An 11,378-nucleotide genomic window follows, 5' to 3' on the forward strand; every position below is an offset into this window, starting at 1 on the left:
GTTTTTTTAGAATTAAACAAATATGAGTTGTACTTTTCAATTTGCCAAAGCACCTGAACATTTGCTTGATGCTTTGCATCAGGTGATTCCCAATACTGATTTACTCGCACAGCAGTTGCCTGAAACACCAATTTCGCTTTGGTTAATTCCACCAGTATTTCCAACCGATCGCTTAGATGATGAAGTGATTCGAAGGATTTGGAATGAAACGCCGTATTGGATTTTTTGTTGGGCTTCTGGTCTGGCGATGGCGCAATGGCTATTGGCTGAGCCGCATCATGTTAAAGATAAGGTTGTTTTAGATTTTGGTGCTGGTTCTGGTGTGGTTGCGATTGCGGCAAAAATGGCAGGCGCTAGGCGTGTGATTTGTTGTGATATCGATCCAATCAGTCTGGCATCATGTCGTGAAAATGCGTTGTTGAATGATGTTGAGCTAGAGTATTTGGATGATTTGTATCAATCAGAGCAGGTCGATGTATTGCTTGCGGCAGATGTACTGTATGACCAATCCAATCGTTTCTTTCTGGATGAGTTCCTTAAGTTTGCACCTGAAGTGTGGGTTGCGGATAGTCGAGTCAAAAATTTTAGCCATCCTCAATATCTAAAAATTGATGAACGTAGCGCAAGCACTTGGCCAGATCTAGATGAAGCCAAAGAATTTAGAAACGTCAGTTTTTACCGCACCAAATAAATACTCTTTATCAAATCTCAACACAATCTCCTGACTATGCATGCTAAAACATTCAGATGAAATAAACAGATGGCCTTTAGGCTGTTATATAGAAGAATGTTTAAAAAGGAAGGTGTATGAGTATCCAGCAGATTGATGATGGGAAACATGGCGCATTTAAGTTGTTTGAAGGCGAGATACTTGCTGGTGAAATGGCTTATACCTGGGCGGGGGACAGTATGCTCATTATTGATCATACCGATGTGAGTGATCAATTTCGTGGACAAGGTGTCGGGCATAAGTTGTTAAAGGAGTTGATTGCTTTTGTACGTGAACGTCAGGTGAAAGTCATTCCTTTGTGTCCGTTTGCAAAATCGGTGTTTGATAAGGATCTTTCGATTCATGACGTATTGAAAGGCTAGGCTGAGTTGGATGTCTTCCAAATGATGGAATACATCCATTTTCATTGATCAAGACATAAAATCAAGAACAAGTATAACGAACCACTTTGAGTGTGCTAGGACGCGTTTCAAGTGCCTGACGGGTTGCATAGCCTTCACTATTATTCAAATCTGGTGAATTAGATAAGCCAAATGTTGCACGGCTATTACCGATTTTTACGCCATATTGCTCTTGTTGGGTTGGATTGACGATTTCATTAACACTGAGCACTGCAAGTTTATAGGTTTTGTCTGCACCTAAAATTTGCTTGCAGGCATGTTGTAATTTTTTCTCATCTAGATCGCTATTGCTACGTGCCGCGAGGGTATAGGCAACAGTCGCGGAAGTGGCAGTTTTATTTTCGATTTGATAACCTGTTGTGCCATTGTATTGATGTGGACTACTTTGACAGGCTGCAAGAACAAGAGCACCGCTCATAATTAATAATAAATTGGTTTTTTTCATATCAATGATCCTGTTATTTCTGGTTTTAGTATCGCATAAAATAAGTTTTTTATTGTGAGGAATCTTTAAAATACAGGCTATTCATCGTTTTTTAGCTTCAAATATAAAGAAAGAATTTTCGTTTTCGAACAATTTTGCATATAATCTGCCAAGTTTTTTATTTAATACAGAAGTCATTGCTTTTTTGTAGTATTTGAGCCCGTTTTTTAACGGGCATTTAATTTATTGCACTATACATAAGCAAGTCTGGATAGGTATGTCATGATCTCTACAGATAGTCAAAAGAAATACGTGGTTGCATTTGACCAAGGTACAACCAGTTCACGTGCGATCGTATTGGATCACGATGCGAATGTCATCAGTATTGCTCAGCGTGAATTTACGCAAATTTACCCACAACCGGGTTGGGTTGAACATGATCCAATGGAAATCTGGGCGACGCAAAGTGCCGTATGGGTCGAAGCTTTAGCGCAAGCAAGTATTTCTAGCGAGCAAATCGCAGCGATTGGAATCACCAATCAGCGTGAAACCACTGTCATCTGGGATAAAAAGACAGGTAAACCTATTTACAATGCAATTGTATGGCAAAGTCGCCAAAGCAATGAGATTTGTAATCAGCTGCGTCAAGATGGTTGGCAAGATTACGTTCATAAAGTGACTGGTCTGGTTCTTGATCCGTATTTCTCTGCGACTAAAATTAAGTGGATTCTGGATCGCGTTGAAGGTAGTCGTGAACGTGCAGAACGTGGCGAGCTTTTATTTGGTACCATCGATACATGGTTGCTTTGGAAATTGACCAATGGCCAAGTTCATGTGACTGACTATACCAATGCATCTCGCACCATGTTATTCAACATCGAAACGCTTGAATGGGACGATAAACTGCTTGAAGCTTTAAACATTCCTAAAGCGATGTTGCCTGAAGTTCGTGGTTCTTCTGAAGTCTATGGTTATACACATACCATTAGTGGTCAAGAAATTGGGATCCCAATTGCAGGTATTGCAGGAGATCAACAAGCCGCATTGTTTGGACAAATGTGTGTTGAAGCGGGTCAGGCAAAAAATACCTATGGTACAGGTTGCTTCTTGCTCATGAATACAGGCAAGCGAATTGTGCAATCTGATCATGGTTTATTGACCACGATTGCATGTGGTCCACGTGGTGAAGTGAACTATGCATTGGAAGGTGCGGTGTTCAATGGTGGTTCATGTGTGCAATGGTTGCGTGATGAACTTAAGGCGATCAATGATTCACATGATTCTGAATACTATGCAACCAAAGTAAAAGACAGTAACGGTGTCTATGTGGTGCCTGCATTTACAGGCTTAGGTGCGCCATATTGGGATCCAACAGCACGCGGTGCGATCTTGGGGATTACCCGTGGTGTAAGTATCGAACATATTATTCGTGCCACATTGGAATCGATTGCTTACCAAACCCGTGATGTTTTGGATGCTATGCAGCAAGACTCGGGTGAGAAATTGCGTACCTTACGTGTCGATGGTGGTGTAACTGCCAATAATTTCTTGATGCAATTCCAAGCCGATATCATGGGGACTTCAGTAGAACGTCCTGCGATGAAAGAAACAACGGGCATGGGTGCAGCATTCTTGGCTGGTTTGGCTGTCGGTTTCTGGTCGGATTTAAACGAATTGAAGAGTAGAATGACCATCGAAAATACCTTTGTGCCAGAGTGTAGTCAGGATGTGACTGAAAAACTCTACAAAGGTTGGTTAAAAGCAGTCGGACGCACTCGTGATTGGGCGGAAGACTAAGCTAAAATAGACCGTTTAGTATGACTTAAAACAACATAGGATGGATGAGCATGAGCTTGATACTACGCCAACAAAAAACCCTCGAACTAGTGAGAGAGCGTGGCTATATCAGTATTGAAGAACTTGCTCAACATTTTGATGTTACCCCGCAAACCATCCGTCGTGATATTAATCAATTGGCGGATGAGGGGTTGTTGAGACGTTATCACGGTGGTGCAGCGCATGATTCAAGTGTGGAAAACACTGAATATACGATGCGTGTTGGCCATATGTTGGAACAAAAAAGAACGATTGCAGCTGCTGTGGCTGCTGCTGTTCCTGATTATGCCTCTTTATTTATTAATATTGGGACCACAACTGAAGCAATCGCGCATGCATTATTGAATCATACGGGTTTGCGGATCATTACCAATAATCTCAATGTGGCGAAAATTCTCAGTACCAAAGAAGATTTTGAAGTTTTGATTGCCAGTGGGCGTGTGCGTCCAGATGGTGGCGTGATTGGTCAGGCGACGGCAGACTTCTTTAAACAGTTTAAAGCGGATTATGCTTTAGTCGGCATTAGTGGAATTGAAGAAGATGGCACTCTGCTGGATTTTGATTTCCAAGAAGTGTGTGTCTCTCAGGAAATTGTATCGAGTGCCCGACAAGTGTTCCTTGCGGCGGATAGTAGTAAGTTTGGTCGTAATGCGATGATTCGTTTGGGTTCGCTTAAGCAAGTTGATTGTATTTTTACAGATCAACAGCCGAATGATGAATTTATGAAAACCATTCGAGATTTAGATGTTGGGCTAATTGTTGCCCAATAAATCTTCATTTCCGAAAAATTGTTAATTTTCTTGAGTTGAGATTATTTGACTCAAGAATATTTAAATAAGAATAATGCTGTAACGATGAGCAGTCTTTGTATTGCCAGAAGATCCTCTTTTTCAACTATACATTTTCGATTTTGACCATTTATCTAAAAATGTCTATAAATTGGCATTTTTTTGACGAGTTTTTATTGTTTGTTTTCATTTTACATGTTTAAATGTTCGTTATTGAACAATAATGAAAATTTGCGGTGATTTATGCAAACTTCTCCTCAGTCAAACGACAAAATTTATGACCTTGCTGTCATTGGTGGTGGTATCAACGGTGTTGGTATCGCAGCAGATGCTTCGGGTCGTGGCTTATCTGTATTCCTATGTGAAAAAGATGATTTGGCCAGCCATACCTCTTCTGCAAGCAGTAAGTTGATTCATGGTGGTTTACGTTACCTTGAACATAAAGAGTTTCGCTTAGTACGCGAAGCGCTGGCTGAACGTGAAGTATTGTTGGCAAAAGCACCACACATTATCCGTCCAATGCGTTTTATCATGCCGCATCGCCCACATCTGCGCCCAGCATGGTTGATTCGTACAGGTTTATTCTTTTACGATCACTTGGGCAAACGTGAAAAGTTATTGGGTTCGAATAACGTTTATTTTAAAGAAGACAGCCCATTAAATGCTGCAATTACTCGTGGTTTTGAATATTCAGACTGTGCGGTAGATGACTCTCGCTTGGTGGTGTTGAATGCCATGCATGCCCGTGAAAAAGGGGCTGACATTGTAACGCGCACCCGTTGCCTATCAGCACAGCGCGAAGGGCAATATTGGGTTGTGGATTTGGAAAATGAAAAAGGTCAATTCCAGATTAAAGCCAAGGCTTTAGTGAATGCTGCTGGTCCTTGGGTTGCACAATTCATTAAGCAAGATTTACAGCTCAAATCGCCGTATGGTATTCGTTTGATTCAAGGTAGTCATATCATTGTGCCTAAGCTTTATGAAGGTGATAAGGCATTTATCATGCAGAATGATGACCGTCGTATTGTGTTCGCGATTCCATATTTGGATCAATACACCATGATTGGAACTACGGATCGTGAATATCAAGGTGATCCAGCACAAGTGAAAATCACTCAAGAAGAAATTGCTTACCTGATTGAAGTCAGCAATGCACACTTCAAAAATCAGTTAACCCAAGCTGATATTATTTCAACTTTTGCTGGTGTACGTCCATTATGTGACGATGAATCGGATAATCCGTCGGCAATTACCCGTGACTATACGTTGGCTTTATCTCAAGAATCGGAAGATCAGGCACCTTTACTTTCAGTTTTTGGCGGTAAGTTAACCACATATCGTAAGTTGGCTGAGTCAGCTATGCAGCAGTTAAAAGCGTTTTTCCCTGAAATGAAGGGTAGTTGGACAGCAACTGAGGCTTTACCTGGTGGTGAAAACATGGCATCAGCTGAACAGTTGGCAAACGAAATTCGTGCGCAAATAACCGATGCTTCAGAGTCTTTGGCAAAACGTTGGGCATCTGCTTATGGTTCACGTATTTGGAATATCTTGGGTGAAGCAACTTCGGTTGAGCAGTTAGGTCAGCATTTTGGTCAAGGTTTGTATGCGAAAGAAGTGGATTATTTATGCCGCTTTGAGTGGGTAACGACCAGCCAAGATATTTTATGGAGACGTTCAAAGCTAGGTCTTAATTTTGCGCCAAGCGAAATCGAAAGCTTAGATGTGTATTTAGCAAATAAACCAAATACCACAGTTGCTGCTTAAAAGCTCTCAATAAAAAAGCCCCTTTTTAAGGGGCTTTTTTAATGGGTTTTAATCAGTACTTGAAGCGGAATGCAACGGTGTAATTTGCAGGTGCTCCGTAGAAGGCTTGTCCATCGGTAAAGCTGTTTAAATATTTTTTATCAGTCACGTTATTGGCATTGGCCTGAATACTGAGGTTTGGACTAAGGTCATAGCTTGCCATCAAATTGAGCAGTGCATAATCACTTTGTTTGAGATAAGTATTAAAGCTTGGGTCAAAACGGGTGATCTTACTTTGCCATTTCACACCTGCACCTACTTTCAGTTTTGGCAATTGTGTAGGAGAGTAGGTGGTGAGTAGATTGAAGCTTTGCGTTGGGTTATAGGTTCTTGCAGCACCGCCATTTTTTAAATCTTGCAAGCTAAACTGGGTATAACCGAGTGAAACATTGACCTGATCTGTTAATTGTCCAGCCAAACCAACTTCTACGCCTTGTGAGCGTAAATCACTGATAGCTGAAGTACGGTTGAGAGGATGGCTATCTGTTGGGCGTAGCGGGTAATTATTTTCCTCTGTTCTAAAAACAGCCAGTGTTCCAGTGAGTTTATTATCTAACCACGAACTCTTAAAGCCGAGCTCATAGCTTTTACCTTTAATTGGGTCGGCAACTTTTCCTGTTTTTTCATCGACTGCAGTTTGCGGTCGGAAAATCGAGGTATAACTCATATAACCAGTATATTCAGGGGTGAAGTTGTAGGTAATACCTGCATAAGGGGAGACTTTACTTTCATCATAAACCATTGGCGCATCGTAACTTGTACCTTCGCTTTTGGCTTTTACATAGTTTGCCCCCAAGGTAACTTTTAGATCATCGTTAAGGTGAAGGCGTGTTGCTGCATAAACCGATTGGTTGCGTTGTGTATAGTCTGCGGTCTGAGAAAAATCAGACCAAGTGACATTGTTGGGGGTCCAGCTTGCCCAATCTGTGGTGTAAGGGACATTATTGGCATAGTTAATATTACTATCATGCAAGGTCCCGTTTTTTGCATGGTCATTTTGATGGCTGTTTGAGAAAGTATAGCCGATGATTGCTTCATGCTCTCGATTGAACAGGTCAAATTTGCCTTGTAGATTTAAATCGGCAGTATGTAGTTTATTATTTTCTAAAAAGCCGCTTGGTGTTAGGGAAATACCTGAACCATCCGCATTTGGATAGCCATAGTAGTAGAGCAGCTGGCTTTTACGATCCTTCTCATTGTAGTTATAGCTTAGGTTAGCAGACCAAGTTTCTGATAATTTTTGTTTTAACTCAAAAAATGCATTACGTGAGGTATTATCCCAATAGGTCCAATCTGGATTAGGGTTATAGGAACGATCATAGCTGATTTGTTTACCCGTAGAATCCATCAACGGTAAAGCACCTCAGTTATTGGCATTGGGCTTATTTTTTTCTTGGCTGGCACCCACAGTCAGTAAAGTGCTATCACCAAGATCAGCTTCTAAAATTCCTGCAATGCCATTTTTCTCGGAACTATAGCGGTCTAAGTTTGAATCCCCCGTTTGTTGAAAACCAGAAACGCGGCCGCGAACAGCACCGTTTGGTGATAGGCTACCTGAGGCATCTGCCTCATAACGTTGTGTATCCCATGAGCCATAGCTTAATCCCGCATTGGCTTGAAACTCTTTGGTAGGGCGTTTACGGATATAGTTAATGGTTGCGCTTGGATCACCAAAAGCATTGGTCAGTGCATCCGCACCTTTAATGACTTCAATGCGATCGTAAAAATAGCTGTCTGGATTGGTATCGTTATAATTCCATTCACTTGATGGAAAACCAACTCCATCAACCAAAATGTTTGAAATTTCAAAACCGCGTGCCATATACACTGAACGCTCAGTTTCAAGTGAGTTAACGGTCACACCTGGGGTGTTGTTGAGCACATCTCTAGAACTGGTGAGGCCAAAATCTTCGATTTGTTGTCGTGTCACCACATTAATGGTTTGTGGGGTTTCTTTGGCTTCAATATCGAGTTTGGTGGCGCTTGAACTATTTTTAATGGTATATGCTTTGGTTTTTTCACTGGCATTGCTATCTTGCGAGGCTTGAACTTTGATGGTTGGGAGTTGTTGTGAACCTTCCTCAAGTGCATGACTATATGAGCTGATACTGACTAATGTGGAGATTGCTAGAAAAAGGGGAGTGCGTTTGAACAGCGAAGAAGAACTCATACCTACAACCATGTAAATGAGAAATATTATTATTACAATTATTGTTAATATTCGTTAACTTTGCAATTTATTTCGTCCAAAGCTTAATGGGAATACCTAGTGTGGGGTGGAGGGTTGATAGGAATTTTCGAAAATTGGGCATTAAAAAAGGTCGCTGTGGCGACCTGTGATCAGTTATGTCCAGTCAAATGTAAATAGGACACGTCGAGTTTCGGGTTGGTAAAACATCAAGATGTTGTCGGCGCCATGATTGCAATACTCCCAACCGGATGCGGAGGCAATAAAATAATAACGTCGTTGCTGTTGGTCAAAGATGTGTACAAAATAATGGTCATCTTGTTCCATATTTTTCAATTGAAGTTGTTCTTCAATCGGGTAGCACCAGTTACCATATTCAGCATCGCCACCCAGTTGATTGAGTAAAATGGTGGGTTTGTCATTTTGATAATTGACATCAGATGTGCTAATCACTCTTTTTTGTTCTAAGAAGCGTTGTTTAACCTGTTGAAAATATTCATGCATTTCTTGACTGTGAGTCAAAACCTCAGTGTATGAAGGATGGCTTTTATTTTCTAAAATAAAATAGTGTTGATCAGCCAGCCAATGATATTGAGACTGCTCATCCAGCTGTAAAATAAACCAATTTTCATGCGCAAATTCGTTATAAAACTCAGCAGTTTCTGAGCCGATGTAGCATTCATAAGGCTCAATTGGATTGACTAAATGAATCCAACCTTGCCATTCAGGATTGATCTGGGTAAGGTCAATCGAAATGAGGGGGAGTAAATGTTTTGCGAGAAAGGCGTCTTTGGCTTCAAAAACAGTGTCTGAGTCTGGGAGTAATTTTAAAAAATCTTGTGCAATTGTAATGTCTTGTTGCATAGCTTTTCCTGTTTAAATCGATAAAATACGGATCTCTTTATATTTTTTAACTGACTTTTGCTGGCACATCAAAGTCTTAACTTGTTCATCTTCGATGGATGAAAATTGCTTATCAGGCTGTTAGTTTATTATCGTTTTGCAATTTAAGATGACAAAAAAGGCCGCCGTAGCGACCTTTTTTAATCTCCCTGAATCTCTCTTTATTAAAGAGGGAAACTAAGGTGATTAAGCAGATTTAACAGCTGCTAATAATTCATTTTGACGATCTTTAAGTGCTTGAGGTAAGCGAGCACCAAGTTTAGTGAATAACTCAGTGTGGCTTTCAAGTTCTTTGATCCATTGATCTTTATCTTGAGCTGTAACAGTGTTGAATTGCTCTTTAGAGAAATCAATACCAGTCCAGTTCAACTGTTCGTAAGTTGGAACATAACCGATTGGTGTTTCAGTCGCTTCAGCGCGGCCTTCACAACGATCAATGATCCATTCAAGAACACGCATGTTTTGACCGAAACCAGGCCATACGAAGTTGCCTTCAGCATCACGACGGAACCAGTTTACGTTGAAGATTTTTGGTAGTTTATTACCAGCAGCTTCAGCTTTTGCACCAACTTCTTGACCAAGTTGTAACCAGTGACCGAAGTAGTCAGCCATGTTATAACCCGCAAATGGAAGCATTGCGAATGGGTCACGACGAACGATACCTTGTTGACCAACCGCTGCTGCAGTTGTTTCAGAGCCCATCGTTGCTGCTTTATAAACACCATCAACCCAGTCAAATGCTTCAGATACTAAAGGCACTGTATCTGCACGACGACCACCGAAGATGAATGCAGAGATTGGTACGCCTGCTGGATTTTCCCAGTCAGCGTCAATCGAAGGACATTGACCAGCAGAAACAGTAAAGCGCGAGTTTGGATGCGCTGCTTTTTCGCCTTCAACGTATGGTTGGCCTTTCCAAGTGATCAGGTCAGCTGGAACTTCTTTAGTTAGACCTTCCCACCATACTTCGCCATCTTTGGTTACTGCAACGTTGGTATAAATCACATCTTTATGCATCGTTGCGATACAGTTCGGGTTGGTTTTGGTATTTGTACCAGGCGCAACACCGAAGAAACCAGCTTCTGGATTGATTGCATACAAGCGACCATCTTCACCTGGTTTGATCCAAGCAATATCGTCACCTACAGTTTCAATTTTCCAGCCTTCGTAACCTGCTGGTGGAATTAACATCGCAAAGTTTGTTTTACCACATGCAGAAGGGAATGCTGCTGCGATGTAGTGTTTTTCACCTTGTGGGTTAGTTACACCTAAAATTAGCATGTGTTCAGCTAACCAGCCTTGCTCGCGACCCATTGCAGAAGCAATACGTAATGCTAGGCATTTTTTACCAAGCAATGCATTACCGCCGTAACCAGAACCGTAAGACCAGATTTCACGAGTTTCTGGATAGTGAACGATATATTTTTCGTTGTTACATGGCCAAGCAACATCTTTTTGACCATCTTTTAATGGTGCAGCAACAGTGTGTACGCATGGGATAAACTCACCATCTGTACCTAACACGTCATAAACTGCTTTACCCATACGTGCCATTTTAGTCATGCTGACTGCAACGTAAGGTGAATCTGTTAACTCGATACCAATGTGAGCAATGTGGCTTCCTAAAGGACCCATCGAGAAGGGAACCACATACATGGTACGGCCTTCCATTGCACCGTCAAATAATCCATTTAATTTTTCGCGCATTTCTGCAGGAGCAACCCAGTTGTTTGTTGCGCCAGCATCTTCTTCATTTTGCGAGCAGATATAAGTACGGTCTTCAACACGAGCAACGTCAGAAGGATCAGAATTTGCAAGATAAGAACCAGGATGTTTTTCTTGGTTAAGTTTTTGCATGGTGCCGTTAGCGATCATCAAGTCCATGAGACGTTGATATTCTTCTTCGCTTCCGTCACACCATTCGATTTTTGCTGGTTTGGTCAATTTTGCAATTTCTTCCACCCATGCAATCAGCTTAGGGTGACGAACGAATTCTGGTGCGTTCACTTGGGTCATGGTGATGCCTTTTTAAAGTGTGTACGACGTACAAATTCTATCCACTGGATGGCAGTGAGACAGATGAAGTAAAAAAAGTGGCTGTATTAAAGCATAAAATCATAAAAAATATAAGACTAAAGAATAGGTGGGTGTGTAAGATGGGAAATGTAGGTTTGTGATTATAATATTGTTTTTTAATAACTTTATTATTCTATGATTTATTATTTTGTTTTTTTATATGTAATATTTTTTTTATAAATTTCTTTGTTAATCAATATTTTAATTTATTTTTAATTTTTTGAGAATT

8 protein-coding genes and 1 pseudogene are annotated in these 11,378 nt (G+C 40.9%); 5 read left to right on the forward strand and 4 right to left on the reverse strand.

Annotation, left to right across the window (positions count from 1 at the left end; translation table 11 throughout):
- The first annotated feature begins 22 nt into the window (after positions 1-22).
- On the forward strand, positions 23-691 hold the full coding sequence (locus F896_RS14530; RefSeq protein WP_016162880.1) for a class I SAM-dependent methyltransferase: 669 nt from the start codon (positions 23-25) through the stop codon (positions 689-691).
- A gap of 116 nt (positions 692-807) precedes the next feature.
- Entirely contained in the window at positions 808-1,092 is a 285-nt protein-coding gene (locus F896_RS14525) for a GNAT family N-acetyltransferase (protein WP_016162881.1), read from the forward strand.
- A gap of 61 nt (positions 1,093-1,153) precedes the next feature.
- Here F896_RS14525 and F896_RS14520 read toward each other — a convergent pair whose 3' ends face one another.
- Positions 1,154-1,576: a hypothetical protein gene (locus tag F896_RS14520; protein ID WP_004801483.1), complete on the reverse strand. Its 423-nt coding sequence runs from the start codon at positions 1,574-1,576 to the stop codon at positions 1,154-1,156.
- A gap of 261 nt (positions 1,577-1,837) precedes the next feature.
- Here F896_RS14520 and glpK point away from each other — a divergent pair, with 261 nt between their 5' ends.
- From glpK to glpD, 3 genes are all read left to right on the forward strand, one after another.
- Entirely contained in the window at positions 1,838-3,352 is a 1,515-nt protein-coding gene (gene glpK / locus F896_RS14515; protein ID WP_005144845.1) for a glycerol kinase GlpK, read from the forward strand.
- A gap of 50 nt (positions 3,353-3,402) precedes the next feature.
- Complete coding sequence (locus tag F896_RS14510; protein ID WP_004652022.1) at positions 3,403-4,161, forward strand: DeoR family transcriptional regulator; 759 nt, start codon at positions 3,403-3,405, stop codon at positions 4,159-4,161.
- A gap of 261 nt (positions 4,162-4,422) precedes the next feature.
- Positions 4,423-5,943, forward strand: coding sequence for a glycerol-3-phosphate dehydrogenase (glpD, locus tag F896_RS14505; protein WP_016162882.1), 1,521 nt, complete (start codon positions 4,423-4,425; stop codon positions 5,941-5,943).
- Between the two features lie 52 nt (positions 5,944-5,995).
- Here the strand turns inward: glpD and F896_RS0119650 are convergent.
- From F896_RS0119650 to F896_RS14495, 3 genes and pseudogenes are all read right to left on the reverse strand, one after another.
- Positions 5,996-8,164 (reverse strand): annotated as a pseudogene (locus tag F896_RS0119650) (TonB-dependent siderophore receptor).
- 162 nt (positions 8,165-8,326) lie between these two features.
- Positions 8,327-9,034 carry a hypothetical protein gene (locus F896_RS14500; RefSeq protein WP_016162885.1) on the reverse strand — a complete coding sequence of 236 codons (708 nt, stop codon included), beginning with the start codon at positions 9,032-9,034 and terminating at the stop codon, positions 8,327-8,329.
- 225 nt (positions 9,035-9,259) lie between these two features.
- Complete coding sequence (locus F896_RS14495; protein WP_005296119.1) at positions 9,260-11,089, reverse strand: phosphoenolpyruvate carboxykinase (GTP); 1,830 nt, start codon at positions 11,087-11,089, stop codon at positions 9,260-9,262.
- Positions 11,090-11,378 lie beyond the last annotated feature (289 nt).

This window comes from Acinetobacter genomosp. 15BJ, assembly GCF_000400715.1.
Classification (GTDB): domain Bacteria; phylum Pseudomonadota; class Gammaproteobacteria; order Pseudomonadales; family Moraxellaceae; genus Acinetobacter.

Coding starts and splice junctions, on each gene's coding strand:
- F896_RS14530 (WP_016162880.1), top strand. CDS start 23: ATGAGTTGTACTTTTCAATTTGCCAAAGCACCTGAACATTTGCTTGAT.
- F896_RS14525 (WP_016162881.1), top strand. CDS start 808: ATGAGTATCCAGCAGATTGATGATGGGAAACATGGCGCATTTAAGTTG.
- F896_RS14520 (WP_004801483.1), bottom strand. CDS start 1,576: ATGAAAAAAACCAATTTATTATTAATTATGAGCGGTGCTCTTGTTCTT.
- glpK (WP_005144845.1), top strand. CDS start 1,838: ATGATCTCTACAGATAGTCAAAAGAAATACGTGGTTGCATTTGACCAA.
- F896_RS14510 (WP_004652022.1), top strand. CDS start 3,403: ATGAGCTTGATACTACGCCAACAAAAAACCCTCGAACTAGTGAGAGAG.
- glpD (WP_016162882.1), top strand. CDS start 4,423: ATGCAAACTTCTCCTCAGTCAAACGACAAAATTTATGACCTTGCTGTC.
- F896_RS14500 (WP_016162885.1), bottom strand. CDS start 9,034: ATGCAACAAGACATTACAATTGCACAAGATTTTTTAAAATTACTCCCA.
- F896_RS14495 (WP_005296119.1), bottom strand. CDS start 11,089: ATGACCCAAGTGAACGCACCAGAATTCGTTCGTCACCCTAAGCTGATT.